This window comes from Streptomyces sp. rh34 (assembly GCF_002551245.1).
In the GTDB taxonomy this organism is placed as follows: domain Bacteria; phylum Actinomycetota; class Actinomycetes; order Streptomycetales; family Streptomycetaceae; genus Streptomyces.
In genome coordinates, this window is the sequence record NZ_NTGZ01000012.1 from 18,619 (window position 1) to 44,448 (window position 25,830).

Genomic DNA, 25,830 nt, shown 5'->3' on the forward strand with positions numbered 1-25,830 from the left:
CCGGTCAGACGTCCGACAGGGCCGTCTCCGCCGGGTCGTCCCCGTCGTGCTGCGGCACGTCGCCGCCGATGACGCCGACGCGCCGCAGCACGACGGCGGACAGGAGCGAGAGCACCAGGGTGCACGCCGCGGCGGTGATCATCGCGGTGTTCATCCCGGAGGTGGCCGCTTCCTTGGCGTGGTCGAGCCAGCCGGCGGGCATCCGCTGCGCCGAGGAGACCGCACCGGCGAGGCTGTCACCCGCGACGTCGGCCACCTCGGACGGGACGCCGGCGGGCATCTCGACCCGGTCGCGGTAGACCGCGGTGGCCAGGCTGCCGAGGACCGCCACGCCCAGGGCGAGGCCCAGCTCCTGCACGGTCTCCGACATCGCCGAGGCCGAGCCGGCCTTCTCCGCCGGCGCGGCGCCGACCACCAGGTCGGTGCCCAGGGCCGCGATCGCCCCGAGCCCGAGGTAGACGAGACCGAAACCGATCACCATCGGGGCGATGCCGTCCGAGGCGTCCACCAGGGCGAGCAGCGCGTACCCGACCGTGGACAGCGCCAGGGTGGCCGCCACCACGATCCCCGGCGGCACCCGGCGCGCGACCAGGGGCGACCCGATCGCCGCCAGGAACATCAGCAGGGCAGGCGGCCCCATCCACAGGCCCGCCTCGACGGGGGGCAGCCCCTCGACGAACTGGAGCTGCTGAGTGATCAGCAGCATCGAGCCGCCGACGCCGACGAGTCCGACGAGCAGCACGCTCAACGCTGCGCTGAACGTCCGGTCGGCGAACAGGCGCACGTCCAGCAGCGGGTTCGCCAGCCTGCCCTGACGCCGGACGAACAGCACCGCGAAGAAGGCTCCGAGCAGCGCGGCGGCGACCGTGGGCCCGTCGGGGCCGTCCTCGGCGAACCGCTTCACCGCGTAGACCACCGGCAGGATCGCCATCAGCGACAGCGCGACGCCGAGCAAGTCGAACGCGCCGCTTCGCGGTGCCCGGTACTCGGGGATCAGGGCCGGAGCGGCCACCAGCAGCACGATCGCGACCGGGACCGCGAGGAGGAACACCGAACCCCACCAGAAGTGATTCAGCATCACACCGCCGACCACCGGCCCGAGCGCCATGCCGAGCGCGAAGCTCGTCGCCCAGACACCGATGGCCAGGGAGCGCTGGCGCTGATCGGCGAACATGTTGCTGATCAGCGCCAGTGTGGACGGCATCAGCGTGGCTCCGGCGATCCCCAGGGCCGCCCGCGCGACGATGAGCAGATCGGCGCTGGTGGACCAGGCCGCCAGCACCGAGACGATCCCGAAGGCCGCGGCCCCGGACATCAGCAGCCTGCGACGGCCGATCCGGTCGCCCAGCGTGCCCATGGTGAGCAGGAAACCGGCGATCAGGAAGCCGTAGGCATCCATGATCCACAACTCCTGGGTGCCGGACGGACGCAGATCCTCCGCCAGCGAGGGGAGCGCCAGGTACAGCACGGTGACGTCGAGGCCCAGCAGCACGGTGGGCAACGAGAGGACGGCCAGCCCTCCCCACTCCCGGGCACCCGCTCTGCGTACGGTCGTTGTGCTCATGGCGCTCCCCTGCGTCTCGCGTCTCGGCAACCTGCACGCGCCACAGTGCCGACCCCCACGCACGGTTTCCTGAGGGTCGTCCGGCGATAGACTCCGGCCATGCGTTACGGGGTGCTCGGCCCGCTGGCCGTCTGGGACGCCGAGGGGCGGCCGGTCAAGGTCCCCGAAGCGAAGGTCCGCGCCCTGCTGGCGGATCTGCTCGTCCAGGGCGGCGGGCCGGTGCCGGCGGACCGCCTGATCGAGGACCTGTGGGCGAGCGGCCCGCCGGGCGGGTCGGCCAACACGCTGCAGACCAAGGTCTCCCAGCTGCGCCGCGTGCTGGGCCGGGAGCGGGTGGTCCGCGAGCCCGCCGGCTACCGGCTGCTGCTCGCGGACGACGGGCACGACGTGATCGGCACGGTCGACGCCCTGGAGTTCCAGGAGCTGGCCGAGCGCGCCCGCGCCCACCGGGAACCGGCGGTGCGGGCGAACCTGTTCGCCGAAGCGCTCGCGTTGTGGCGGGGCCCGGCCTACGCCGATGTGGCCGAGTCCCTGTTCGCCCGCGGCGAGATCGCCCGGCTGGAAGAGCTGCGCCTCAACGTCGTCGAGGACCACGCCGAGGCGCGCCTCGCACAGGGCGAGCACGCGGCGCTGGCGGCGGAGCTGGGGGCGTCGGTGGGGCGCCACCCGCTGCGCGAGCGGCTGCGCATGACCCATATGCGTGCCCTGTACCGGGCCGGGCGGCAGGGCGACGCCCTGCGGAGCTTCGAGGATCTGCGGCGGCGACTCGCCGAGGAGCTGGGGGCGTCACCCGGTCCGGAAGCCTCCGCGCTGCACGAGGCGATCCTGCGTCAGGAGACGCAGCTGGCCACACCCACGGTCGAATCGCTGTCGTGCCGTACCAATCTTCCCACCCCGCTGACTCCGCTGATCGGCCGGCGCGAGGCAGCCGAGCGGGTCCTGGCCCGGCTGGACCCCGGCGGGAACACCCGTCTCGTCACCCTCACCGGTCTCGGCGGAGTGGGCAAGTCACGGCTGGCGGTCGCCGCGGCACGCGACGCGTCCGGGCGGTTCGCCGACGGGGTGTGGCTGGTCGAACTGGCGGGCCTGGGCGCCGCGTCGGCCCCGGACGACGTCGCCGAACGGGTCATCACGACGCTGGGGTTGTGCGACACCGCGGCGACGGAGCCGGATCTGGACGACCTGGTGGGCTGGCTGTGCCGGGCGGTGGCGGACAAGCGGCTGCTGATCCTGCTGGACAACTGCGAACACCTCGTCGAGCCGGTCGCCGTGCTCGCGGGTGCCGTGCTGTCGGCCGTGCCCGCGGCGCACCTCCTGCTCACCAGCCAGGAGCCCCTCGACGTGCCCGGCGAGGTGGTACATCCGGTACCGCCGCTGACGCTGCCGGAACGGACCGACCCGCGGGCGGTCGCCCGGGCCGGCGCCGTCGAACTGTTCGTGCAGCGGGCCGCGGCGGCGGCGCCCGGCTTCGTCCTCGACGCGGACAACGCGGAGGCCGTCGCCACCATCTGCCGTCGCCTCGACGGTATTCCGCTCGCCCTGGAACTCGTGGCGTCCCGGCTGCGGACGCTGAGCCCGCAGGAACTCGCCGCCCGGCTGGACGACCGGTTCGCCCGGCCCGATGTCCGGGTACGCGGACTTCCGGACCGCCAGCAGACGCTGCGGGGCATGCTCGACTGGAGCTGGCAGCTGCTGACCGAGGACGAGCGCACCGTGCTGCGACGCCTGGTCGTCCACGCCGACGGCTGCGTCATGGCGTCCGCCCGGGCGGTCTGCGCCGACGCCGGCCTGGGCGCCGGGCGAATCCCCGACCTGTTGTCCCGGCTGGTGGACCGCTCGCTCGTGGTCCGTGAGGGAGACCGGTTCCGGCTGCTCGAATCCGTGGCAGCCTACGGCGCCGAACGGCTGGTGGAGGCGGGCGAGGAGACCGCCGTACGCGCACGGTTCGTACGCCACTGCACCGAGCTGGCCGAGCGGGAGAGCGAGCGGCTGCGCGGCCCGGACCAGCGGAGCTGCCTGGAGCGCCTTGACGCGGAGACCGTCAACCTGCGCCGCGCCCTGGAACTCGCGGTCACCCAGGACGCCGCCGGATACGCGGTACGGCTGGTGAACGCGCAGGCGTGGTACTGGTTCCTGCGCGGCCGGCTCACCGAGGCCCGCAGGTCGCTCAGGACGGCGCTGGCCGCCGGGGGCGGGGCGGCCCCGGCCGCGCGCGTGGCGGCGCGGCTCTGGCTGGCCGGTATCGAGCTGCGCACGTCGGGGGCCGGTACGGCAGCCGCCCCGGCGGACGCGGACCCCACCGCCGGCGTCGAGGACCCTGTGCTGAGAGCCCGGTTGCAGTGGTTCGTCGGCACGGGCCTGACCGGCGGCGGCCACCACCGCGAGGGCCGGCGGCTGGTGGAGGCGAGTCTGGCCGGCGCGCGCGCCGCCCGGGACCGCTGGGGCGAGGCCGCGGCACTGGTCGAGCTCGCCGGCCATGCCCCGGGCCAGGACGCGTCCGCGGAGCTGGGCGCCGCACTGTTCGTGGAGGCCGGCGACCGCTGGGGCCGGCTGCGGGCCACCCGGGCCCTGGCGCTCGCGGCCGAACGCGGGGGTGACCTCGTACGGACGGAACGGCTGCACCGGGAAGGTCTCCTGATGGCCGAGGAGCTCGGCCTGTGGACCGAGGTCGTCGAGGCGCTGAGCTGGCTCGGCAGGACGGCGTTGGCGGGCGGCCGTACCGAGCGGGCGGCGGAACTGTACGAGCGCGCGCTGGCCGTGTCGGCCGAGCGCGCCTACAGCGTGGGCGAGATCCGTGCCGAGATCGGCCTGGGACAGGCGGCACGGCTCCGCGGCGACCGGGATGCCGCCAGGCGCCACCTGAACCGGGCTCGGGCCAAGGGCCACACGTCGGGCCACGCCGGCCACGCCGAGGCCGCACTGGCGGAACTGAACCTCGTGCCCCGGCCCTGAGCGGCCTCCTCACGGTCCCTTCGCCGCTCCTCGCCGCCTCTTCGCCGCCCCTTCGGGTGACGCCCGTCACTCCCTCGGATGTCACATCCTCCGGGGCCCGTTCCGTCCTGTGTGCAGCCACGGACGACAGCAGAGGGAGCACATCATGAACGCCCGACTCAACGCCTTCGCCAGCCCGGTAGCGGGAAAGGTCGTGCGGCACCTGCTCTCGGCGGGCAAGGTCGTCGAGGACACGACACTGCCCCCGGTGACCCAGGAGCTGGTGAAGATCCGCGCGAGCCAGATCAACGGCTGTGGCGGCTGCCTGGACATGCACACCAAGGAAGCCGCCGCGGCCGGGGAGACCGCGCTGCGGCTCAACCTGATCGCCGCCTGGCGGGAGTCCACCGTCTTCACCGACGCCGAGCGCGCCGCGCTGGAGCTGACCGAGCAGGGCACCCGCATCGCGGACGCGGCGGGCGGGGTCCCGGACGACGTCTGGGCGAACGCCGCCCAGCACTACGACGAGGAGCAGCTCCTCGCCCTGGCCTCCCTGATCGCGCTGATCAACACCTTCAACCGGCTGAACGTCATCCTCCAGCAGCCGGCCGGCGGCTACCGGGTCGGGCAGTTCGCCTGAGAGCTGTCCCGTCCGGATCAGGCCGGACCCCGCGGGCCCGGCCTGATCCGGACGAGCGACCGTAGGGGGTGCCAGGCGTCGCGGACCCGGTCACGATCCGCCGGACGCGCCCTCGGCCCAGACCCCGGTGGCCGCGATGCGCCGCGCCCACGGTTCCAGGTCCGCCGCCTCCCGGCCGAGCACCTGGCGGACGCCGTCGGTCACCTCGGCCGTGTGGCCCGCGCGGTGCAGGGCGAACATCGCGCCGAGGGAGTCGGCGGCGGCCTCCGGCCATCCCTGGGCGAGGAGTTCGGCGCGGTACGCCTGCGGGGTCAGCTCCTCGTAGCGGATGGGCCGGCCGGCCGCGCGGGCGATGGTCTCCGTGGCCCCGGCGAAGGTGAGGGCGCGGGGGCCGGACAGTTCGTACGTGCGGCCCGCGTGGCCGTCCTCGGTGAGGACGGCCGCCGCGACCGCCGCCACGTCGTCGGCGTCGACGAAGGGTTCGGGGACGTCCCCGATGGGCAGGCCGAGGCGGCCCTCGCCGAGCGGGGCCCGCCACAGGTCCTCGTCGAAGTTCTGGAAGAAGTTGTTGGGGCGCAGGAGGGTCCACTCGGCCCCGGTCCCCCGGACCGCGTCCTCCGCCGCCGCCATGCCCCGGCCGAAGCCCTCGCCCGCGTGCTCGATGCCGTGGCCGGACAGGACCACGAAGCGGCGGACCCCGGAGGCCTCGGCGCGGGTCACGAAGTCCTTCACGGGGGACGGGTCGTCGGGGGCGACCAGGTAGAGGGCGTCGGCCCCGGCGAGGGCGGGCTCCCAGGTGTCGGGGAGGGTCCAGTCGAACCGGACCTCGCCGGAGCGGGAGGCGGGGCGGACCGTGGTGGTCCCGGTCGCCCGCAGCCGGGCCACGACCCGGCGGCCGGTCTTGCCGGTGGCCCCGAGGACGAGGATGCCGGACGGAACGCGGTGTGTGCTCTTCGTCGTCATGGGCCCAGTCCATCGCGGGGATCCCGCCGGACCCATGGGCGTTCGTCCGTCGTGCATAGGGGAGCGTCCGGAGCGGAGGCGGCTCTGCCTACAGTTGCGTCATGGACGTGTTCGACGAGCTGTTGCGGGGCGTGCGGGGCAGTGGCGCGGTGTTCGGCCGTTCGGTGCTGCGCGCGCCGTGGTCGGTGCGGTTCACCGACGGGGCGTATCTGACGCTGTGCCTGCCGATGCGGGGCGGGGGGTGGATCGTGCCGGAGGGCGGCGAGCCGCTGCGGGTGGAGGTCGGCGAGTCGGCGATCGTCCGCGGCCCGGCCCCGTTCGTCTTCACCGACGACCCGGCGAACGGTACGGGGACGGGCCTCGCCGGCGGCGTACGCGAGGTGGGCGGAGGCGTGGCCCCGGCCGGCGCCCCCGCGCCGGAAGCCGGACCCGGGTCCGGCTTCCCCACCGTGCTGCTGGCCGCCACCTACGACGTGCGGGCGCAGGTGCCGCAGCGGCTCCTGCGGGCGCTCCCGCCCGCCCTCGTGGTGCCCGACGAGCAGGACTGCGCGCCGATGCGCGACTATCTGGAGGGGCAGATCGGCGGCGGGCGGCCGGGCGAACAGATCGTGCTCGACCGGCTGTTGGACTGGCTGCTGGTGTGCACGCTGCGCGACTGGTTCGACCGGCCCGAGGCGGATCCGCCCGGGTGGTACGGGGCGCTCGGCGACCAGGTGGCGGGGCCGGCCCTGCGGGCGATGCACGAGGACCCGGCGCATCCCTGGACGACGGCGGAGCTGGCGGTCCGGGCGGGGGTCTCCCGGACGACCCTGGCGAAGCGGTTCACCGAGCTGGTCGGGGAGGGCCCGGTGGCCTACCTGACCGCATGGCGGATGACGCTCGCGGCCGACCTGCTGACCCGCCCGGAGCTGACGGTGGCGGCCGTGGCCCGGCGGGTCGGCTACGCGGACGCGTTCGGTTTCAGCGCGGCGTTCAAGCGGCTGCGCGGCGAGAGCCCGACCGCGTTCCGGCGCGCGGCTTCGGCCGCCGACGCCGTGGAGACGGCCGCCCCGGCGGGTTGAACCGCCCCACGGGCCCGAAGGGGTGAGCCGCCCCCGGGCGCTGGGGCGGCTGCCTCTCCTGGAGCCCGGAGCCCGGCCCGCCTCCGACCCTCGGCCCGGCCCGCCGCCCCGGGGCCCGGTTCCGGCCTCCGCCCCCGGCACCGGCAGAGGGCTCAGCCCCAGACGCCCCGCGCCGCCGCGTCCCGGACGAACACGGCGAAGTCGCGCGGCTCCCGGCCGAGCGCCCGGCGCACCCCGTCCAGGACGGGCGCCTCCCGGCTGGTGGTGATCGGCTTCAGCGCGTCCGTCCAGAGACCGGCCTCCTCGTCCGGGAAGCCCTGGGCGACGAGCCCGGCACGGAAGGCGGACGTGTCGACGGGGACGTACGCGGCGCGCTTGCCGGTCACCTTCGCGATCTCGTCCAGGACGTCGTCGATGCCGAGCGCGCGCGGGCCCGAGAGCCCGTACTCCTGGCCCCCGTGACCGTCCTCGGTGAGCGCGGCGACGGCCACCGCCGCGATGTCGTCCGCGTCGACGAACGCCGCCCTCCCGTCCCCGGTGGGCAGCGCCAGCTCGCCATCGCGTACGCCGTCGAGGAAGACGCCCTCGCTGAAGTTCTGCGCGAACCAGCCGGGCCGCAGGATCGTCCAGGTCACCCCGGAGGCACGTACGGCCCGCTCCCCCTCTCCGTGCGGGCCGCCGTCCTCGTAACCGGGGCCGAAGTAGCCGGGCTCGTCCGTGCCCCGGGCCGAGAGCAGCACCAGCCGCCGCACCCCGCTCGCGACGGCCTGTTCGACGAAGGCGGGCGTCGGGGAGGGTGAGGCGTCGAGCGGGGTGATGTAGGCGGCGGCGGCCCCGTCCAGGGCGGCGGCCCAGGTGGTGGGGTCCGCCCAGTCGAACGGGGTGTCGCCGGTCCGCGAGGCCGCCCGGGTCTCCACTCCCCGCTCGCGGAGCCGGGCCACCACCCGGCGGCCGGTCTTGCCGGTGCCGCCGATCACGAGTACGGGTTCCTGCGCGGAGGTCGTGTCTGTCCGATTCATGGCACCAGCCTCGCCCGGCGGGGTGGCCCCCGCCCATGGCTCAGTGACCGGGAGGCATGTCCGAGCGTCCGGCGGAGGCGGCACGCCGGCCTCCCATCGGGGAAACGACCGAGGCCCGGATCCAGGGATCCGGGCCTCGGTCGTGTTCTTCAGTAGCGGGGACAGGATTTGAACCTGCGACCTCTGGGTTATGAGCCCAGCGAGCTACCGAGCTGCTCCACCCCGCGTCGGTAAACACCACTCTACGCCACGGATTGCCTCTCCGTGACCACGGGAGTTTCGCCCGCACGGCCGGCCGGTGATCGCGCGAGCCTTTGCCTGCACACCCATTCCTGACGCAGCGTCAGTTCAGTAACCTGACAGTCTGTCAGCTAACCGGCCGGCCCCGCCGGTTCACCGGTGGGCCATCGAGCAGGAGTGGGCGGAACGATGCTTGGATCGACTCACGGCACCCTCACCACCGACTTCCGTGCCCGGGTGGTGGCCTGCGGCGAGGAGCCGCACGCCGCCGTCGTCAGCCTGCCGACGGCCTCGGCCCGGGGCGGCCTCGACGTCAGCGGGCGACCGCTGCACCTGACCGTGCCCGACCTGGACCGCTTCTTCCGGCCCCGGTCCGTGGCCGTCGTCGGGGCATCGGACGCCGAGGGCCGCCCCAACACCGGCATCACCCGGCAGCTCATCGCCTGGGCCGACCGGGTCGGGGCCCGGCTGCACCCGGTGCACCCGACCCGGCGGACCGTGTTCGGCCGGGACTGCTTCCCCTCGGTCGCCGACGCGCCCGAGCAGGTCGACCTCGCGGTCCTGCTGGTCGCGGACCCGCTCCCGGTGATCGAGGAGCTGGGCGAGGCCGAGGTGCCCTTCGCCGTCGCCTTCGCCTCCGGGTTCGCCGAGACCGGGGAGGCGGGCGCGGAGGCCCAGGACCGGCTGGCGGCGGCCGTGGAGCGCTCCGGGCTGCGCCTGCTCGGCCCGAACACCAACCTGAACGCCTTCGAGAGGTTCCGCGAGGACCTGGAGGGCCCCGCCATCGCCCTGATCACCCAGTCCGGACACCAGGGCCGCCCGCTCCACGCCCTCCAGGAGCTGGGCATCCGGCTCTCCCACTGGGCCCCCACGGGCAACGAGGCCGACCTGGAGACCGCCGACTTCCTCGCGTACTTCGCCCAGCTCCCCGAGGTCGGGGCCATCGCCTGTTACGTCGAGGGGCTCAAGGACGGCCGCTCCTTCCTGCTCGCCGCCGACCGGGCCGCCCGCGCCAAGGTCCCCGTCGTCGCCGTCAAGGTGGGCCGCACGGAGGCCGGGGCCAGGACCGCCGCCTCGCACACCGGCAAGCTGACCGGGGCGGACCAGGTGGTGGACGCGGCGATGCGGCAGTTCGGGGTGATCCGGGTGAACGGCCTGGACGAACTCCAGGACACCGCCGCCCTGCTGGCCCGTGCCCGGCCGCCGCAGGCCGAGGGGGTCGCCGTGTACTCGATCTCCGGCGGCACCGGCGCGCACTTCGCGGACCTGGCGACGGCGGCGGGGCTCTCACTGCCCGCCCTCTCCTCCGCGAAGCAGGACGAACTGCACACCTGGATACCCGACTACCTGAACGTCGCCAACCCCATCGACAACGGCGGCCACCCGGTCGGCGACTGGCGCGGCCGGAAGATCATCGACGCGATCCTCGCGGACCCGTCGGTCGGGGTGCTGATCTGCCCGATCACCGGCCCCTTCCCCCCGATGAGCGACCGGCTCGCCCAGGACCTGGCGGACGCGGCGGAAGCCACCGACAAGCTGGTCTGCGTCATCTGGGGCTCCCCCGTCGGCACCGAGGACGCCTACCGCACCACCCTGCTGGGCTCCTCCCGCCTCGCCACCTTCCGTACGGCCGGCAACTGCGTCACCGCCGTGAAGGCCTACGTGGACCACCACCGGTTCACCGACCGCTACCGCTCCCCCTTCGAGGACGCCCCGCGCACCCCGTCGCCCTCCTTCCGCAAGGCGCGGGGCCTGCTGCGGCCGGGACAGCAGCTCAGCGAGCACGCGGCGAAGCAGCTCCTGCGCGCGTACGGGATCCGGGTGCCGCGCGAGCAGCTGGTGACCAGCGCGGCGGCGGCGGTCCGGGCGGCGGGCCCGGTCGGCTACCCGGTGGTGATGAAGGCCTCCGGGCCCCGGCTCGCCCACAAGACGGAGCTGGGCCTGGTGAAGGTCGGCCTCACCTCGGCCAGCCAGGTCCGCGACGCCTACCGCGAGCTGACCGACATCGCCCGGTACGAGTCCGTGGACCTGGACGGCGTCCTGGTCTGCCAGATGATCGACCGGGGCGTCGAGATGATGGTCGGGGTGACCCACGACGCCCTCTTCGGCCCGACGGTGACGGTCGGGCTCGGCGGGGTCCTGGTGGAGGTGTTGCACGACTCGGCGGTCCGGGTGCCGCCGTTCGGCGAGCAGGAGACCCGGGACATGCTCGGCGAGCTGCGCGGCCGGGCCCTGCTGGAGGGGGTGCGCGGCGGGCCCCCCGTCGATGTGGACGCCCTCGTCGAGGTGGTGCTGCGGGTGCAGCGCATGGCCCTGGAGCTGGGCGACGACCTGACCGAGCTGGACATCAACCCGCTGGTGGTGCTGGGCCGCGGGCAGGGCGCGGTGGCCCTGGACGCGCTGGCGGTGTGCCGGTGAGCGGGGAGGCGGCACAGGCCGCGGCACAGGACGGGGCGGAGGGCGCGGCACAGGCCGCCCTGGACGAGACCGTCCTGCACGTGCTCGACGGCGGCGTCTCGTGGATCACCCTCAACCGCCCGGAGGCCATGAACGCCGTCACCTGGGACCAGCGGGAGCGGATCGTCGCCCTGCTGGAGGAGGCTTCCGCCGACCCCGCCGTCCGGGCCGTCGTGCTCACCGGCACCGGCCGCGGCTTCTGCGCCGGGGCCGACCTGCGCGGCACCCCGGCCCCGGCCCGGGAGCGAGTCCCGGGGGACGTCGCCCGGACGATCCGGCTCGGCGCACAGCGGCTGATCGCCGCCGTGCTGGACTGCGAGAAGCCGGTGATCGCCGCCGTCAACGGAACGGCGGCCGGGATCGGCGCGCATCTGGCGTTCGCGTGCGATCTGGTCCTGGCGGCCGACACGGCGAGGTTCATCGAGGTCTTCGTACGCCGAGGGCTCGTCCCGGACGGCGGCGGCGCGTATCTGCTGCCCCGGCTGGTGGGCCCGCGGCGCGCCAAGGAGCTGATGTTCTTCGGGGACGCGCTGCCGGCGGCGGACGCGGAGCGACTGGGTCTGGTCAACCGCACGGTTCCGCGCGAGGAGTTGGAGGCCCTGGCCAAGGAGTGGGCGGACCGGCTGGCGGCCGGCCCCACCCGGGCCCTCGCCCTGACCAAGCAGCTGGTGAACGCCTCGCTGGACGGCGACCGGGCCACGGCGTTCGCGGCGGAGGCCGCCGCCCAGGAGATCAACATGACCACGCGCGACGCCAACGAGGGCGTGGCGTCCTTCGTCGAGCGCCGGTCGCCGGAGTACCGGGGGCGCTAGGACCCTTCGGCCACCGGGGGGTTGAAGCGGTGGAAGGCGGGTTCCGACCAGCGCAGCGGGGAGGCGGCGGCGATCTCCCGTACGGCGGTGACCTCGAACTCCACGAGGCGCTCCGCCCCCGGGATCCGCGCCACCGCGTCCCCGTCCCAGACCGTGCGGGCGAAGCCGGTCAGGTGGAGGGAGGCCCCGGTGTCCCAGCCGGGCACGAGCAGACCGGCGACCGGGTTGAGTTCGAGGTTGCCCAGGGTCAGGAACATGCCGTTGCCCGCGTAGTCGGGCCAGCGCAGCAGCCGGGGTGTGAGCACCTGGACGAAGCCCGGGTTGCCACCCCGGTGCGAGGCGTCGGCGTCGCCCCGGTCGGACGCGGTGGCGACGAAGAAGGTGTCGGCGGTCCGCAGCGTTTCCTGCTGCGCCGGGCTCAGGGCGTCGCCGTCCGTGACCGCGGGCCGCTGCCCGCTCGCCTCGCCCGGTGCGATCCGGCGGTGCCGGCGCACCTGGATGTACTTGGGGCAGTTGGCGACGGCCTGGTCGAGGGTGACGCGGAGCCCGTCCCCGTGACGGACCGCCCGGCCGTTCATCCGCATCCGGCGCCGGGTGGCCGGTTCGATGCCGATCATGCCGATGCGGGCGGGGGCGGCCCCACCCGTGCCGGCGCCGGACAGCGGACCGGCCAGCGGGTCGTAGGGCGACGGCAGTGCCCCGATGATCAGGGTGTCCGGCGCGGGCACGCTCAGGAACCCCGGTTCGCCGGTGAGCTGCGTCGCCCAGATCCGCCCCCGCTCGTCCGCCCCGCCCACCACCAGGAAGGGCTGCCGGACGAGGAAGTCCGCCGCCACCTCGGGGATGTCGGAGCGGATGGCCCGCCCCGCACTCTCCGCCCGCCGGGTGAGCCCCGCCCGCTCCTGCGCGGCGACCTCGCCCCGGTGATATCCGCTCATGACCCCGCCCGCCTGCCCTTCTGCCGATGACCGGACGCCCGGACGCCCGGACGCCTGGACGTCTGAAGGCCTGCGTGCCTGGACGCCCGGATGCCTGCAGGCCTGGATGCCGTGGTTGCCTGGAAGCCCGCTTGGCTCAGAAGAAGCCGCAGGTGGGAGCGCCGGCGACAGGGGCGTCCGCCGGGTCGGCCCCGGTCGGCGCGTAGACCTCCAGGCGGATGCCGTCGGGGTCGGTGAAGAAGATGCCGCCCGACGTGCCGCTCTCGCCGTGGGGTACGACGCCCTCGTGGGCGAACTCCGTGCCCAGCCCGCGCAGGACCTCTTCGGTGGCCCGGACCTCCTCGACGGAGTCCACCTGGAACGAGAGGTGGTGGAGGCCGGGGAGGGCCGTCGCGAAGGTGCCTTCGCTCTGTTGCCACAGGGTCACCATCAGCCGGGAGTCGTGCCCCAGGAAGATCCAGCGGCGATCGGCGTCCTTGCCCTCGGCCAGCACCTCGAAGTCGAAGACCTCGCGGTAGAAGGCGGCCGAGCGTTCCAGGTCGGTGACGTTGAGGCCGACGTGGCCGGTCTGCAGGTTCTTCGCCTTGCCCATGATCGGTCCCGCTCCTTCGGTCAGGGTCGCGAGAGGATCTCGTAACCGCTGATATCGAGTTTGGGGGTTAGATCGAACCGGGTCAACCGGTCATCTTCATTTGGCTGGTTATGATTGACGGAGCAGTCGCCCCCCGTCCCGCGTGACAGAAGGAGCCAGCCGTGTCGCATCCCCCCGGCGCGGACCCCCGGCCACTGACCGGCGAGCCGCTCGCTCTCGATCTGCTCAACACCCGCTGGATCGACGGGGGCGGCCCGCACGACCTGCTGGACTCCGTGGCCGGTCTGGCCGTCTGGCTGAACAGCCCGCCGGTACGGGGCCACCTCGACCCCACCCCGACCGCCGACCCCGCCACACGGGACCGGCTCCTCCTCGCCCGGACGGCGCTCGACACCCTGGCCGCCTCGGCCGCCCGTCAGGATCCGGCCACCCCCGAGAGCGCCGACCGGCTGAACGAGGTCCTCTCCCACGGACGCATCCGCCGCACCCTGGGTCCCGACGGGGTGCCGACGTCGGCGGTGGAGGTGGACGACCCGTCCTGGGCCCCCGCCTGGTACGCGGCGGAGAACTGGCTGCGACTGATCGCGGACCGGCCCGAACGCATCCGCCCCTGCGCGAACCACGCCTGCATCCTGCACTTCTACGACGTCTCCAAGAACGGGACGCGCCGCTGGTGCTCCATGGCGGGCTGCGGCAACCGCGCGAAGGCGCAGCGCCACTACGCCCGGCGCTCCGGGGCCTGACGCCCGACCGCCCCGGGCCGACCTGGCCGACCGGCCCGCACGGGTTCACATCTGACGAACCGTCAGCTCTAATGGGTGGCGTGATGGGACACGCAGGCATGGCCGCCACCGCCGTCCGGTACCTCAGGTCCGTCGGCGCCGCCACGACAGCCGCACCGGGGGCACCGGCCGGGACACCGCACGAGGCGCTGCCCCGGCCGGACCTCAGGGCCGTCCGGGACGACGAGCGGCCGCCCGTAGCGCCGTCCGAATTCCGGCGCGTGCTGGGCCACTTCGCCAGTGGCGTCACCGTGATCACCGCCCGCGACGCCGACGGGCCGACGGGCTTCGCCTGCCAGTCCTTCGCCTCGCTCTCGCTGGACCCGCCACTGGTGTCCTTCATGGTCGCCCGTACGTCGACGACCTGGCCGCGCATCGCCCGCACCGGGGCGTTCTGCGTGAACATCCTGGGCGCGGAACAGGGCGCGCTCTGCAGGGGGTTCGCGGTGAGCGGAGCCGACAAGTTCGCCGGGGTGGCCCACGAGGCCGCCCCGGCGACCGGGTCGCCGCTGCTGGACTCCGTACCCGCCTGGATCGACTGCCGTGTCCACGCCGTGCACACCGGTGGCGACCATCTCATCGTGGTCGGCAGGGTGGAGGCGCTGGGGGCGGCGGAGGAAGGCGAGCCCCTCCTCTTCCACCGGGGGGTGTTCGGCCGGTTCAGCCGCTAGGTACGGCCTCGGCGGTCCGGGCACGGCGGATCACCAGCGACATCAGCGCCGCCATCGCGCACAGCGCCCCCGACGCGTACCAGACGACGTCGTAGCTGCCGAAGACGTCCCGCGCGACCCCGCCGAGGAACGCCACCACCGCCGCACCCACCTGGTGCGAGGCCAGCACCCAGCCGAAGACGATCGCGCTGTCCTCGCCGTACTGCTCGCGGCAGAGCGCCAGCGTCGGCGGAACCGTGGCGACCCAGTCGAGACCGTAGAACACGATGAAGAAGATCATCGGCGGCTGCACCTCGGGCGCCATCAGCATCGGCAGGAACAGCAGCGAGATCCCGCGCAGCGCGTAGTAGACGGCGAGCAGCCTGCGGGCGTCGAAGCGGTCGGTGAGCCAGCCGGAGAAGATCGTACCGATGACGTCGAAGACCCCGATCACCGCGAGCAGCGAGGCGGCCGCCGTGATCGGCATGCCGTGGTCGTGGGCGGAGGGGACGAAGTGGGTACGGATCAGGCCGTTGGTGGAGGCCCCGCAGATCGCGAAGGTGCCCGCGAGCAGCCAGAACGGTCCGGTGCGGGCCGCGTCGAACAACACCCGCACCGTCCGGCGCGCGGCGCCCCGGGCCGGCGCGGGCTTGGACACGAAGTCCCCGCCGTACGGGGCGAGCCCCACATCGGCCGGGTGGTCACGCATCAGCAAGCACACGAACGGGACGACGACGAGGGCCGCCAGGGCGACGGTGACCGAGGCGGGCCGCCAGCCGTGCTCTTCGACGATCCACGCGCAGAGCGGAAGGAAGACCAGCTGTCCGGAGGCCCCCGCCGCGGTGAGGACGCCGGTGACCAGGCCCCGGCGGGCCACGAACCAGCGGTTGGTGACGGTCGCGGCGAACGCCATCGCCATCGACCCGGTGCCGAGGCCGACCAACAGCCCCCAATAGATCATCAGTTGCCAGGAAGCGGTCATCCAGACGCTGGCGACGGCTCCGGCCGCCACCATGGTGAGCGCGACCGCCACGACCCGCCGGATGCCGAAGCGGTCCATGAGCGCGGCGGCGAACGGCGCGGTCAGCCCGTACAGCGCCATGTCGATGGAGACCGCGAGCCCGATCTCGCCCCGGGACCAGCCGAACTCGGTGTGGAGCGGATCGATGAGCAGCCCGGGCAGGGAGTTGAACGCCGCACCGCCGATGATCGTCACGAAGGTGACGGCGGCGACGATCCACGCCCGGTGGACGCGGGGACGGGGGCGACGACGCGCCGCGCGGGGCAGCCGCCGGTCGTCGTCCCGGGCGGCGTTTTCGATGGTCTCGGTCACATGGACCAGCTTCTTGGCCTGCGCCCTTCGCCACGAGTGGCCCGGGGGACATGGTTCGCAGGAATCGGGCCACGGCCGGCTCCAGAGCGGCTGTTGTACGGCCCACCCCGGCACGATCGACGGGTCAGCGACGTGCGGTCACCAGGAGCGTCCCGATGTGCCCGGCCTCAGGAGCGTCGAGGACCCGGGCGTCGACGTCGCGGAAGCCCGCCCGCTCGAGGAAACCCGTCCAGCGCCGCGGCGTGTAGCTGTACCGGTAGGTGAACATCGCTTTCCCGGCGAACCCGCCCTTGTACATGCCCTGCGGCCCGTACGCCCCGGGGATCGCGGGCGGGTGCGAGAACGCGAACACCCCGCCTGGCCGGAGCCGCTCCGCTACGAGCGGGAACAGGCGGGCCGGGTCGGTGAACCACGCCGCACCGAAGATCGAGTAGACGGCGTCGTAGGTTGCGGTGTCAGCGGCAAGTATCTCCAGCACCTCGCCACAGACGAAGTCGGCCCCGGTGCCGGCCCACCGGTCCGTCACCTTCTTCACCATGACCGGAGACAGGTCGATGCCCGTCGCCTTGATCCCGCGCCCGGCGAGGAGGGCGAGAGCCCGGCCGGTACCGCAACCGATCTCCAGCGCAGTCGCCGGATCGCCGAGGACCTCCGGCCCGGGGCCGTGCCCGGCATACTGGGTCCAGCAGAAGGCGGGCTCCATAGCGTCCGTGAACGCGGAGCCGGCGTAGGTGTCCCACAGCTCCGTCTCAGCTGCGATGTCGTGTCGTGCGGGCACAGTGCCTCTCTCGGTGTTGACGGGGAAGGCCCCTGCCCTCCGCGCGAGAGGAGAGCAGGGGCCGGCGCAGGGGGCCGGATCCTGGGGTCAGTGGCTGTCGGGAACCTTGCTGTCACACGGCGAGCAGTCCGCTCCATCGATCGCCCACAGCTCGGCGTCGACGTCCCAGCCGTCGGCCGCGAGGAAGTCCGCGGTACGCAGGCACAGGCCGTCAGACCGGCGCGCGACGAACGGCGCGTGATGCTTGTACGCCCCCGCGTTGTGGACCTTGCACATCGCCCAGTAGACGGGGGTGTCGAGGATGAGCTGATGCACACCGATGTCAACGAGCTTCCCGACACCCAGGTGCACGTCCGGGTTCTCCATGGCGGACACGGTGTACGCCACGGCCTGGCCGAGGATCCGCCCCGCCATGTTGCGGACCATGGTGTTGTCCCGCAGGAGCAGGGCGATCTCCCGCTCCCACAGGGTGCCGCCGTCCTTGACGTTCACCGTCAGATGCTCGATGTGCGGCGCCACGGCGTCAAGGATCTGCTCAGGGTCTCTGGTACGGGCGAGGGTGGGCGGCTGAACTGCGATGGTCATCCTGTCCTCCGTCGATCGTCGGGTGGTGCGATGGAGCCCGCACCCCGGCCGACCGGGGTGCGGGGGTCTGTTGGGCCTGACACCGGCGTCACTCCCCGGCACGTCATGGGTCAACCGAACCGCCTGGTGAGGCGGCGCGGTCAGCTCGAAGACGTCGGGTGATAGCGGCCACTGCCGTACGGGCGACCTCGGCGGCATCGGCGTGGGAGGCGTCTACGTCCAGGACGCGTACGCCCTGGTGCCGGAGGAATCTGCCGGCCTCCGCGAAGTAGGCGCACTCGATGCGGCTGCTGGGGTACGAACGGCGGCGAAGATCCCTCGTACCGCAGTAGCGCGAGGCCGCCGCCCACCCACGCCGACAGCACGCGAGGCCGGCCCTCCGGGTGGTCGAGTACGGGGCCCAGGCGGTCAGAGCCGACGCGCTGCATCGCGTCCATCGTCCGGGTCAGGCTCGTCTCCGCCACGAGCCAGGACCGGCCTACAGGTATCGGAGTGAGGTGGGCACCTGCCCACCGGCGGCGCGCAGACGCGGGGCCCGGGGCGCAGGTGGCAAGCCACCCCGTGCCCGCGTGACGAGTTCGTGGGTCCATGATCTGAACCGTAGGGAGCACCGAGAATCGGCGGAGAGTCTGATTCTCGATTATTCGCCGAGCCTGGTCAGTGATGCGTGGTGATGCTCACGGGCGGTCCACCTGCGCCCGCGCCCTGCTGATCAGCCGGTGCGCCGTCGACCCGTACACGGCGGCCGCGTTGAACGCGTCCCACACCCGCTGGTACACGGTCACGCTGTCCGGGTCGTCGAGCCACAGCTCCGCGTGCCAGTCCTCCACGATCGCCAGGCGGTCGTCGTACAGCCAGAAGGAGTTGCCGGGCGGCACGGCGACCTGGGCGCCGTACGGGACGATCCCGAGGCGCACGGTGTCCAGGCCGAGGATGCCGACGAGGCGGTCGAGCTGCGCGGCGAGCACGGCGGGCGGGCACACCCCGGCGTGCAGCGCGGCCTCCCACATGATGATGTGGAACACCCTGTCGGGTTGGTAGAGCAGCTCCTGCCTACGCATCCGCGCTCGCACCGCATCGTCTACGTCCCGAGGGGACTGGTGCAGGTCGGCGAACCGGGTGAACACGGAGCGGGCGTAGTCGGGGGTCTGGAGCAGGCCGACCACCATGGAGCTCTGCCAGGCCCGGAGCACCGTAGAGCGCTCGTACTCCACCAGCAACGTGTCCTGGACCGGACGGTGCCCGGCCCGAAGCTGTCGGCGCCATGACCGGGTGTGGGACTCCAGCCCCTCCAGTCGGGACAGGAGTTCACCGGCGACCGCCGGGTGCTCGGTCGCCTCGGCCCACGCCTTCAGGTCCTCGGCGGTCGCGGTCTGCCGTCCGGTCTCGATCTTGGAGACTTTGGACTGCGTCCACCCCAGCCGGGCGGCCAGCTCCCGGCCCGTGACCCCGGCACGCAGCTCACGAAGCCGCGCTCCGAGGGATTCCCGGGCCTTCTGATAGTCCGTGCTCACACACCGACGCTACCGCTGCGCCTGGTCGTGCGGGACGGCATGGTGCCAGGCCGCCTCCCGGACCTGCGCGTACCGCACCACCTCGACCGGGTTCGTGATCAGCTCGACACCGAGGAGGTTGTCCTCTCCGTCGTGGAGCAGCAGCGCGACGACGCGGCTGTCGAAGATCCAGAAGTCCTCGACGGGCAGACGCAGTTCCTCGGCCTGCGATCGGGGCAGAATGCGGATGTCCTCGCCGACCGCCGTGTTCCGGTGGGCGTTGTCCAGGAGGTACAGCTGCCCCGGCGTCGGCGGCTCGTCCAGAATCCGCACCCGCTCGAACCGCACGCCCCGTGCGGTCTGCTCGCGCCGGTTGGTGCACCACGGGTCGGTGAGGTCCCACGTCACGGGCTCACCGGCCACGAACTGGGCGTAGGTCTCCGTGTCCTCGTCGGACGCGTACCGGAGGCGGGACTCCAGCCTCCACGCGGAGTGCCTGACCTCGGCGAACATGCCGCCGAAGTCCTCGAAGCCGATCATCTGCGGCACATGGACGGGCCCCTTCGGGCCGAAGTTGGCGAGCAGCTCCCGAGGGACGGTCACCGCGCCTTCGCCCTCGCTGAGGTTGTCGAGCTGGGCAAGCTCGCCGGGGTCGGTGACGCGGTCGCCCTGGACGACGTACCGGTCCGCGTCAACCTGGTACAAGGTCGGGCACCCATCGTTGCCGGAGTTGGTGCCGACTCTGCGCAGGTATCGGGTCATCGGATCCTCCTGTGAGATGTGACGCGCACCGTACCGAGGCCGCTGCCACGGTCAACAGTGCGCCGTAGTGGGCTGGATGTGCGGACTCGTCCCGTCTGTGATGGCTCCGGATCGAGCACGCCGGTGTTCTCCGGTCCCCGCCGCTCGACTCCGCGCCGTCGACACGCTGAGGCCGCATCAGATCGACGCGGTGACCTTGCCCACCACCGCGGCGCTCGCCGAGACGTCGTGGCTCAGCCGGACGACCCGGTGCGGCAACGCGGCAAGTCGGGGCGCGGCCTCCGCACGAGCGCTCGCCCGGCCTCCACCGTCCACAACCTGAGCCAGTTCAAAGACGCCCGGGTACCGGTCCTCCGTCTTCCCTGACATGAAGTCCGCATCGGCGAGCGTCCGGCCGCCGTCGACGATGTCCGGTGCCGCATCGGCGTCGACCTGAGGGAAGAGGAGGCCGACCTCCCCGCAGTTCGTGAACTCTTGGAGGGCGCAGCCGCCCAGTAACGTGCTACCGACTTCCGGATCCACGTCGGGCACCGGTCGGCGCCGGCCGTGACGGGCACGGCGCAGACCTCCGGGTTGTCCCACGGATGCGCCTCCAGGAGGTACGCCTCCAGCTCCTGGTACCGGTCGGCAGTCGTCTTCAGCAGCAGCTGCCGCTCCTCTCCGGTGCCGAACTCCTCCAGGTGCTCAGAACACGCTCGTCACAGGACGGATGATCTGGGCCCCGGCCGCCGGCCGCTGCTGGACTGCGGGGCCCGCAAGGGCAACTGACTGCTTTCGAGCCGGTGTTGCCGTCGACACCCGCACACGTTCAGTTATGGTCCCGAGCGTATCGACCCGCGTCAGCCGGTGGCGGTCGGCCGCAGAATCATTGGGTAGGGCCACATCCAGCACGCTTTTGCCTGCATCGTGCACCGCCCGAGCTTTCCGCCACGGCGCCGGCGCCGCCGATATCGCGGTGTCGAAGCCGGACTTGCGGACGGTCTCGACCAGCAGCACGCCTCTGCCCTGGGGCGCCCCCGCCCGGCCGCCGCCCTCGACACGGACATGTCGTGCACGCCCGAAGTCAACGCGGAGCGAGCCGCCGGGCTCCCGCGTGGACGGACCAGGCCGCCGCCGCGCCCACCGCGTACCACAGCAGGTCCGGTGCGTTGAAGGTCGAGCCGAGCACCAGCCGGGCCGCCGTGCTGTGCGCCGACAGCTCCGCCGGTACGCCGGTGAGCTGCGCGAACTCCACCGCCCAGCTCAGGCCGAGCGCCGTGGAGGCCACCACCACCGGCCGTGCGCGGGGCGCGCAGAAGGCGACGAGGGTGCAGAGCAGCACCGTGTAGAGCGCGCTCCCCGCGTACTTGGCGAAGGCGCCGTCCGCCCCGGCGCGCACGGCGAGGCCCGCGGCGACGGTGACCACGGCCGCCACCGCCGCGAGCGCGCGGACCATGAGCGGACGGGCCGTGAGCGGACGGGCCCCGGGCCCGCGGGTCGTGGAGTCGCCGGTGGGCCGCGAGGGCCGGGCCGGGGCCCTCATGCGAGCCCGATCCTCTTGAGCTGCCGAATCGGCCGGACCGCCAACAGCACCGCCACCACTCCCAGGTTGACCACGGCCGCCGCCACCAGCAGCTCCGGCGCCCCGACCGCCTCGGCCACCGGGCCCGCCAGGGCGCGGCCCGCCGCGACCATCAGGAGCGAGCCCGCCACATCGTAGGCGTGCAGCCGGTTCAGGGCCTCCGGCGGGACGTGCGTCTGGACCGTCGTGGACCACATCACCAGCCAGAACGCGGCCGATCCGCCCGCCAGCAGCTGTCCCGCCGCCAGCACCGGCACCGGCATCCCGAGCGCCAGCACCAGCAGGCTCACCGCCACCAGCGGCAGCGCCACCGCCCCCGCCGCCAGCGGATGCGACGGGCGCAGCCGCAGGGCCAGGAGACCGCCGACGACGCTGCCCGCCCCGTTCACCGCCATCAGCATCCCGTACGCCCCCGAACCGTGCGCCTCGGTGACCAGGACGGCGGTCAGCGGGAGCATCGGGCCGAGGACCGCGAAGCCGTACACCGTCCAGACCGCGATCACGCCCCACAGCCAGGACCGTGCCCGGAACTCCCGCCACCCGCCGACCAGTTCGGCGGCGAAGGTGCCGCGCGCCGTGTCGTCGTGCGGGGCCGGGGCCAGCCGCATCAGGAAGAGGCAGACCCCGGAGACCGCGAAGGTCGCCGCGTTCGCCGCGTAGACGGCCCCGGCGCTGGCGAGGCCGACGAGAGCCCCGGCGAAGGCGGGCCCGGCCATGGTCATCAGCGCCTCGGCGACCCGCAGGACGGCGTTGGCGCGTTGGACGTCGGTGGAGACGCGCGGCACGGTCGAGGCGACCCCGGGCTGGAAGAGCGCCGCGCCGACGCCGGCCACCGAGCTGAGGACGTACACCGCCCACAGCGGCGGGTTGCCCGTCGCGAAGGTCACGGCCAGCACGGAGGCGCCGATCAGCCGCAGGGCGTCGGCGATGATCATCATGCGGCGCGGGGTGAACCGGTCGGCGAGCACCCCGCCGAACAGGACGAACACCGCCAGCGGCCCCATCCAGGCGGCGAGCGCGAAGCCGACCGAGGACGCGGGCCGCCCCGCGCCCAGCAGCCCGGCGGTCAGGGCCACCGGGATCATGCCGTCGCCGAAGAGCGCGACCGTACGGGCCACGAAGAAGTAGCGGAAGTTACGGTTCCAGAGCCGCGCGGGGCCGGGGGCGGAACCGAAGGAGGACCCTGCGCCCCGACCCGTTCCGGCGGGGCCGCCCGGCCCGCCGGGATCGAGCGGGGGCAGGGCCGGGAACGGGTCCGACGTCGGGGTGGCGGTCGTTCGGGTGTCGCGCGCGGCGTCGGGAATGGACGCGCGCTCTGTCGGCTTCTCCATCACGTCGCTAACCTGTATCAGCTTGTGGTCTATACCACTACGCGAATTTCCTGTGATCTTCGAGGAGGCCGTCGTGCCGCACCGCGTCGTCGTCCTGGCCCTCGACGGGCTGCTCCCCTTCGAACTGGGCATTCCGCAGCGGATCTTCGGCCGCAGCCTCGGCACGGAACCGGGCGGAAAGGACAGAAAGGTCGGAAAGGGTGAAAAAAGCAGGAAGGGCGGGAAGCTGTACGACGTGGTGACCTGCTCGGTCCGCCCGCCGGGCCCGGTCCGGACCGACGCGGACTTCTCCGTCCTCGTGGAGCACGGCCCGGAGGCGCTCGCCACCGCCGACACGGTGGTCATCCCCGCCTCCTACGAGCTGGGCCCGGTCTTCGAGGAGGGCCGGCTGACCGAGGAGCTGGCCGCCGCGCTCGCCCTGGTCCGGCCCGGCACCCGGATGGTCTCCATCTGCACCGGCAGTTACGTCCTGGCGGCGGCCGGCTATCTCGACGGCCGCCCCGCCACCACGCACTGGTCATCGGCCGACCACTTCCAGCGGACCTTCCCGCAGGTCCGCGTCGACCCGGACGTCCTGTTCATCGACGACGGCGACGTCCTCACCTCCGCCGGGGTCGCCGCCGGGATCGACCTCTGCCTCCACCTGGTGCGGCGCGACCACGGGACGGCCGTCGCGAACGAGATCGCGCGCCGCACCGTCGTGCCGCCACACCGGGACGGCGGGCAGGCCCAGTACATCCACCGACCCCTCCCCGAGCCGCAGTTCGCGACCACCACCGGGGCCCGGGCCTGGGCGCTGGCCCGTCTCGACCGGCCGATCCTGCTGCGGGACATGGCGGAGCAGGAGGCGATGAGCGTACGGACGTTCACGCGCCGCTTCCGCGAGGAGGTCGGGATCAGCCCCGGCCAGTGGCTCACCCAGCAGCGGGTGGAGCGGGCCCGGCATCTGCTGGAGTCGACGGACCTGTCCATCGACCAGGTGGCCCGGGACGCGGGCTTCGGCACGGCGACCTCGCTGCGCCAGCACCTGCAGGCGGCCCTGGGTGTGCCGCCGACGGCCTACCGGCGTACGTTCCGGTCCTCGGCGCCCACCGCGTCCTGAGGCCCTCGCGATGCCTTCTCGCCTCGGCCCGGGGGGCGCTCGTGGAAGACGCGGTTCAGAAGACCAGGACCCCCCGGGCCACCCGCCCGTGGTGCGCGTCGTCGGCCGCCTCGGCGAAGTCCTCCACCGGGTAGGTCTCGGTGACCAGTTCGTCCAGCAGCAGCCGGCCCTCCCGGTAGAGGTCCGCGTACAGGGCGATGTCGCGCTGGGGCCGCGAGGAGCCGTAGCGGCAGCCGAGGATCGACTTGTCCAGGTACATCGAGGAGACCAGGAACGACGCCTCGGCGCTCGCCGCCGGTACGCCCAGCAGCACGGCCTGCCCGTGCCGGTCGAGGAGGTCGACCGCCTGGCGGATCAGCTCGGTGCGGCCGACGCACTCGAAGGCGTGGTCGGCCCCGTCGGGCAGGATGTCGCGCACGCCCTCCGCGCTCGTCAGGAAGTGCGTGGCGCCGAACCGCCGGGCCACCGCCTCCTTCGCCGGGTTGCTGTCGACGGCGACGACGGTGAGCGCGCCGGCCAGCCGGGCCCCCTGGAGCACGTTGAGCCCGATGCCGCCGGTGCCGATGACCACGACGGTGTCGCCCCGGTCGACCTTCGCCCGGTTGAGGACGGCCCCGACGCCGGTCAGGACCCCGCAGCCGATCAGCGCCGCCGAGGTGAGGGGCAGGTCGGCGGGGATCTTGACGGCCTGGACGGCGCGCACCACCGTACGTTCCGCGAAAGCGGAGTTGGAGGCGAACTGGAACAGCGGCTCACCGCCGCGCGAGAACGGCCGCCCCGGACGCCCGATCGCCTTGCGGCACATGGTCGGTCTGCCCCGGTCGCACTGGGCGCAGGCCCCGCAGTTGGCGAGGGTGGACAGCGCCACGTGATCACCTGGCCGTACGTGGCCGACCCCCGGCCCGACCGCTTCCACCACGCCCGCCCCCTCGTGGCCGAGCACGACGGGGACCGGGAAGGGGATCGTGCCGTCGATCACCGACAGATCGCTGTGGCAGAGCCCGGCGGCGGCGACCGCCACCAGCACCTCCCCGGGCCCCGGGTCCCGTATCTCCAGGTCGTCCACGACCTCGGTCCGTGTGCCGTCGAAGACGACGCCTCTCATCTCGGCTCCCTCGGTAGGCCGAGCACCCGCTCGGCGATGATGTTCCGCTGGATCTCGTCGGAGCCGCCGTAGATGGTGTCGGCCCGGCTGAAGAGGAACAGGTGCTGTGCCTCGTCGAGTTCGTACGGCCGCTCCACCGTCCACGGCTCCGGGCCGACGGCCCCCGCCTCGCCCGCGACCTGCACGGCCAGTTCGCCGAGCCGCTGGTGCCAGCCGCCCCACAGCAGCTTCGCCACACTGGGCGCGCCCGGGTCGCCGGTGGAGCCCAGGGTGCGCAGGGCGTGCCGGCGCATGGTGTCCAGCTCCGCCCACTGCCGGACGAGCCGGGCCCTGATGACCGGGTCCTCGGCGGCCCCGCTCGCCACGGCGGCGGCGACCACCCGGTCCAGCTCCTCGGCGAACCCGATCTGCTGGGCGAGGGTGGACACCCCACGCTCCAGGGCGAGGAGGCCCAGGGCGACCTGCCAGCCGTTGCCCTCGCCGCCGACGGCCTCCGCGGCCCGCGCCCCGTCGAGGAAGACCTCGTTGAACTCGCTGGTCCCGGTCAGCTGCCGGATCGGCCGCACCTCGATCCGGCCCGGCTGGTCCATCTCCAGCAGCAGGAACGACAGCCCGTGGTGGCGGGTGGAGCCGGGGTCGGTGCGGGCGAGGACGAAGCACCAGTCGGCGTCCAGGGCGAGCGAGGTCCAGATCTTCTGCCCGGTCACGGCGTAACCGCCGGTCCCGTCCGGTACGGCGGCGGTGCGCAGCCCGGCGAGGTCGGAGCCCGCGCCCGGTTCGCTGTACCCCTGGCACCACAGCGTCTCGCCCCGGGCCACGGGGGGCAGATGGCGCCGCTTCTGTGCCTCGGTGCCGTACGTGATCAGGGTCGGGGCGAGGAGGTTCTCCCCGATGTGGCCCATCCGGGCGGGGGCCGCGGAGCGGGCGTACTCCTCGGCCCAGACGACCTGCTGGGTGAGGGTGGCGCGGCGGTTGCCGTAACTCTCGCCGGGCCAGCCGATCCCGATCCACCCGGCGCGCCCGAGCTCGCGTTCCCAGGCGCGGGGGCCGGGGGCGGGGGTGTCGGCGAGATGGCTCTCCAGCCAGCTGCGAGCCTCGGTACGGAAGTCCATGCTGCCTCCTGTCGTCCTC

Annotated in this window: 23 protein-coding genes, 1 tRNA gene and 2 pseudogenes; 8 read left to right on the forward strand and 18 right to left on the reverse strand. The window is 73.4% G+C overall.

The window, feature by feature from the left end; all coding sequences use genetic code 11:
* Window positions 1-4: 4 nt before the first annotated feature.
* The gene (locus CR470_RS04735; RefSeq protein ID WP_097866317.1) at window positions 5-1,564 is read right to left on the reverse strand and encodes an MFS transporter; all 1,560 of its coding nucleotides are present in this window, start codon (window positions 1,562-1,564) and stop codon (window positions 5-7) included.
* A gap of 99 nt (window positions 1,565-1,663) precedes the next feature.
* Here CR470_RS04735 and CR470_RS04740 point away from each other — a divergent pair, with 99 nt between their 5' ends.
* Together CR470_RS04740 and CR470_RS04745 are read left to right on the forward strand one after the other, a co-directional pair.
* Window positions 1,664-4,516: a BTAD domain-containing putative transcriptional regulator gene (locus CR470_RS04740; protein ID WP_097866318.1), complete on the forward strand. Its 2,853-nt coding sequence runs from the start codon at window positions 1,664-1,666 to the stop codon at window positions 4,514-4,516.
* A gap of 145 nt (window positions 4,517-4,661) precedes the next feature.
* Entirely contained in the window at window positions 4,662-5,135 is a 474-nt protein-coding gene (locus CR470_RS04745) for a carboxymuconolactone decarboxylase family protein (RefSeq protein WP_097866319.1), read from the forward strand.
* Window positions 5,136-5,225: 90 nt separating this feature from the next.
* Here the strand turns inward: CR470_RS04745 and CR470_RS04750 are convergent, their stop codons facing one another.
* Window positions 5,226-6,098 carry an NAD(P)H-binding protein gene (locus tag CR470_RS04750; RefSeq protein ID WP_097866320.1) on the reverse strand — a complete coding sequence of 291 codons (873 nt, stop codon included), beginning with the start codon at window positions 6,096-6,098 and terminating at the stop codon, window positions 5,226-5,228.
* A gap of 101 nt (window positions 6,099-6,199) precedes the next feature.
* Between CR470_RS04750 and CR470_RS04755 the strand changes: the two genes are divergently transcribed.
* On the forward strand, window positions 6,200-7,159 hold the full coding sequence (locus tag CR470_RS04755) for an AraC family transcriptional regulator (protein WP_097866321.1): 960 nt from the start codon (window positions 6,200-6,202) through the stop codon (window positions 7,157-7,159).
* A gap of 152 nt (window positions 7,160-7,311) precedes the next feature.
* Here the strand turns inward: CR470_RS04755 and CR470_RS04760 are convergent, their stop codons facing one another.
* A complete protein-coding gene (locus CR470_RS04760; RefSeq protein WP_097866322.1) occupies window positions 7,312-8,178 on the reverse strand; it encodes an NAD(P)H-binding protein in 867 nt (288 codons plus the stop codon).
* A gap of 153 nt (window positions 8,179-8,331) precedes the next feature.
* Window positions 8,332-8,405, reverse strand: a tRNA-Met gene (locus tag CR470_RS04765).
* Window positions 8,406-8,607: 202 nt separating this feature from the next.
* Here CR470_RS04765 and CR470_RS04770 point away from each other — a divergent pair.
* On the forward strand, window positions 8,608-10,836 hold the full coding sequence (locus tag CR470_RS04770) for an acetate--CoA ligase family protein (protein ID WP_097866323.1): 2,229 nt from the start codon (window positions 8,608-8,610) through the stop codon (window positions 10,834-10,836).
* Window positions 10,827-11,687 carry an enoyl-CoA hydratase/isomerase family protein gene (locus CR470_RS04775; protein WP_097866324.1) on the forward strand — a complete coding sequence of 287 codons (861 nt, stop codon included), beginning with the start codon at window positions 10,827-10,829 and terminating at the stop codon, window positions 11,685-11,687. Before CR470_RS04770 ends, CR470_RS04775 begins: the two co-directional genes overlap by 10 nt.
* Here CR470_RS04775 and CR470_RS04780 read toward each other — a convergent pair.
* Both CR470_RS04780 and CR470_RS04785 read right to left on the reverse strand, forming a co-directional pair.
* Window positions 11,684-12,625, reverse strand: coding sequence for a pyridoxamine 5'-phosphate oxidase family protein (locus CR470_RS04780; RefSeq protein WP_097866325.1), 942 nt, complete (start codon window positions 12,623-12,625; stop codon window positions 11,684-11,686). The genes CR470_RS04775 and CR470_RS04780 overlap by 4 nt on opposite strands.
* Before the next feature lie 136 nt (window positions 12,626-12,761).
* On the reverse strand, window positions 12,762-13,217 hold the full coding sequence (locus CR470_RS04785) for a VOC family protein (protein WP_097866326.1): 456 nt from the start codon (window positions 13,215-13,217) through the stop codon (window positions 12,762-12,764).
* A 161-nt stretch (window positions 13,218-13,378) separates the two neighbouring features.
* Between CR470_RS04785 and CR470_RS04790 the strand changes: the two genes are divergently transcribed.
* The gene (locus CR470_RS04790; RefSeq protein ID WP_097866327.1) at window positions 13,379-13,960 is read left to right on the forward strand and encodes a CGNR zinc finger domain-containing protein; all 582 of its coding nucleotides are present in this window, start codon (window positions 13,379-13,381) and stop codon (window positions 13,958-13,960) included.
* A 98-nt stretch (window positions 13,961-14,058) separates the two neighbouring features.
* The gene (locus CR470_RS04795; RefSeq protein ID WP_097866349.1) at window positions 14,059-14,670 is read left to right on the forward strand and encodes a flavin reductase family protein; all 612 of its coding nucleotides are present in this window, start codon (window positions 14,059-14,061) and stop codon (window positions 14,668-14,670) included.
* Here CR470_RS04795 and CR470_RS04800 read toward each other — a convergent pair.
* From CR470_RS04800 to CR470_RS04835, 10 genes and pseudogenes are all read right to left on the reverse strand, one after another.
* Window positions 14,660-15,982, reverse strand: coding sequence for an MFS transporter (locus CR470_RS04800; protein ID WP_097866328.1), 1,323 nt, complete (start codon window positions 15,980-15,982; stop codon window positions 14,660-14,662). The genes CR470_RS04795 and CR470_RS04800 overlap by 11 nt on opposite strands.
* Window positions 15,983-16,106: 124 nt before the next feature.
* On the reverse strand, window positions 16,107-16,760 hold the full coding sequence (locus CR470_RS04805) for a class I SAM-dependent methyltransferase (protein WP_097866329.1): 654 nt from the start codon (window positions 16,758-16,760) through the stop codon (window positions 16,107-16,109).
* Window positions 16,761-16,847: 87 nt separating this feature from the next.
* Window positions 16,848-17,345: a hypothetical protein gene (locus CR470_RS04810; RefSeq protein ID WP_097866330.1), complete on the reverse strand. Its 498-nt coding sequence runs from the start codon at window positions 17,343-17,345 to the stop codon at window positions 16,848-16,850.
* Between the two features lie 677 nt (window positions 17,346-18,022).
* Window positions 18,023-18,859 (reverse strand): helix-turn-helix domain-containing protein, encoded by an 837-nt coding sequence (locus tag CR470_RS04815; protein ID WP_097866331.1) that lies wholly within the window; start codon window positions 18,857-18,859, stop codon window positions 18,023-18,025.
* 9 nt (window positions 18,860-18,868) lie between these two features.
* A complete protein-coding gene (locus tag CR470_RS04820) occupies window positions 18,869-19,600 on the reverse strand; it encodes a DUF6879 family protein (RefSeq protein WP_097866332.1) in 732 nt (243 codons plus the stop codon).
* A 177-nt stretch (window positions 19,601-19,777) separates the two neighbouring features.
* Entirely contained in the window at window positions 19,778-20,122 is a 345-nt protein-coding gene (locus tag CR470_RS39385; protein WP_179892139.1) for a hypothetical protein, read from the reverse strand.
* 47 nt (window positions 20,123-20,169) lie between these two features.
* A pseudogene (cutA, locus tag CR470_RS41095) lies at window positions 20,170-20,280 on the reverse strand (divalent cation tolerance protein CutA); the annotation flags it as partial.
* A 193-nt stretch (window positions 20,281-20,473) separates the two neighbouring features.
* Window positions 20,474-20,650: pseudogene (locus CR470_RS41450) on the reverse strand (IS1380 family transposase); the annotation flags it as partial.
* Between the two features lie 13 nt (window positions 20,651-20,663).
* Window positions 20,664-21,035, reverse strand: coding sequence for a ribosomal maturation YjgA family protein (locus CR470_RS04830; RefSeq protein ID WP_097866350.1), 372 nt, complete (start codon window positions 21,033-21,035; stop codon window positions 20,664-20,666).
* 83 nt (window positions 21,036-21,118) lie between these two features.
* Window positions 21,119-22,492 (reverse strand): MFS transporter, encoded by a 1,374-nt coding sequence (locus tag CR470_RS04835; RefSeq protein ID WP_097866333.1) that lies wholly within the window; start codon window positions 22,490-22,492, stop codon window positions 21,119-21,121.
* A 73-nt stretch (window positions 22,493-22,565) separates the two neighbouring features.
* Here CR470_RS04835 and CR470_RS04840 point away from each other — a divergent pair, with 73 nt between their 5' ends.
* Window positions 22,566-23,594: a GlxA family transcriptional regulator gene (locus CR470_RS04840; protein WP_097866351.1), complete on the forward strand. Its 1,029-nt coding sequence runs from the start codon at window positions 22,566-22,568 to the stop codon at window positions 23,592-23,594.
* Window positions 23,595-23,649: 55 nt separating this feature from the next.
* Here CR470_RS04840 and CR470_RS04845 read toward each other — a convergent pair whose 3' ends face one another.
* Window positions 23,650-24,699: a Zn-dependent alcohol dehydrogenase gene (locus tag CR470_RS04845; RefSeq protein WP_097866334.1), complete on the reverse strand. Its 1,050-nt coding sequence runs from the start codon at window positions 24,697-24,699 to the stop codon at window positions 23,650-23,652.
* Window positions 24,696-25,811, reverse strand: a complete 1,116-nt coding sequence (locus tag CR470_RS04850) for an acyl-CoA dehydrogenase family protein (protein WP_097866335.1) — start codon at window positions 25,809-25,811, stop codon at window positions 24,696-24,698. Before CR470_RS04850 ends, CR470_RS04845 begins: the two co-directional genes overlap by 4 nt.
* Window positions 25,812-25,830 lie beyond the last annotated feature (19 nt).

Excerpts from the sequence above, each read along its gene's own strand:
- CR470_RS04845 (WP_097866334.1), bottom strand. The coding sequence starts at position 24,699 with ATGAGAGGCGTCGTCTTCGACGGCACACGGACCGAGGTCGTGGACGAC.
- CR470_RS04850 (WP_097866335.1), bottom strand. The coding sequence starts at position 25,811 with ATGGACTTCCGTACCGAGGCTCGCAGCTGGCTGGAGAGCCATCTCGCC.
- CR470_RS04770 (WP_097866323.1), top strand. The coding sequence starts at position 8,608 with ATGCTTGGATCGACTCACGGCACCCTCACCACCGACTTCCGTGCCCGG.
- CR470_RS04795 (WP_097866349.1), top strand. The coding sequence starts at position 14,059 with ATGGCCGCCACCGCCGTCCGGTACCTCAGGTCCGTCGGCGCCGCCACG.
- CR470_RS04785 (WP_097866326.1), bottom strand. The coding sequence starts at position 13,217 with ATGGGCAAGGCGAAGAACCTGCAGACCGGCCACGTCGGCCTCAACGTC.
- CR470_RS04835 (WP_097866333.1), bottom strand. The coding sequence starts at position 22,492 with ATGGAGAAGCCGACAGAGCGCGCGTCCATTCCCGACGCCGCGCGCGAC.
- CR470_RS04755 (WP_097866321.1), top strand. The coding sequence starts at position 6,200 with ATGGACGTGTTCGACGAGCTGTTGCGGGGCGTGCGGGGCAGTGGCGCG.
- CR470_RS04810 (WP_097866330.1), bottom strand. The coding sequence starts at position 17,345 with ATGACCATCGCAGTTCAGCCGCCCACCCTCGCCCGTACCAGAGACCCT.
- CR470_RS04735 (WP_097866317.1), bottom strand. The coding sequence starts at position 1,564 with ATGAGCACAACGACCGTACGCAGAGCGGGTGCCCGGGAGTGGGGAGGG.
- CR470_RS04740 (WP_097866318.1), top strand. The coding sequence starts at position 1,664 with ATGCGTTACGGGGTGCTCGGCCCGCTGGCCGTCTGGGACGCCGAGGGG.
- CR470_RS04780 (WP_097866325.1), bottom strand. The coding sequence starts at position 12,625 with ATGAGCGGATATCACCGGGGCGAGGTCGCCGCGCAGGAGCGGGCGGGG.
- CR470_RS04820 (WP_097866332.1), bottom strand. The coding sequence starts at position 19,600 with ATGACCCGATACCTGCGCAGAGTCGGCACCAACTCCGGCAACGATGGG.
- CR470_RS04750 (WP_097866320.1), bottom strand. The coding sequence starts at position 6,098 with ATGACGACGAAGAGCACACACCGCGTTCCGTCCGGCATCCTCGTCCTC.
- CR470_RS04745 (WP_097866319.1), top strand. The coding sequence starts at position 4,662 with ATGAACGCCCGACTCAACGCCTTCGCCAGCCCGGTAGCGGGAAAGGTC.
- CR470_RS04760 (WP_097866322.1), bottom strand. The coding sequence starts at position 8,178 with ATGAATCGGACAGACACGACCTCCGCGCAGGAACCCGTACTCGTGATC.
- CR470_RS04830 (WP_097866350.1), bottom strand. The coding sequence starts at position 21,035 with ATGGTCCGCGCGCTCGCGGCGGTGGCGGCCGTGGTCACCGTCGCCGCG.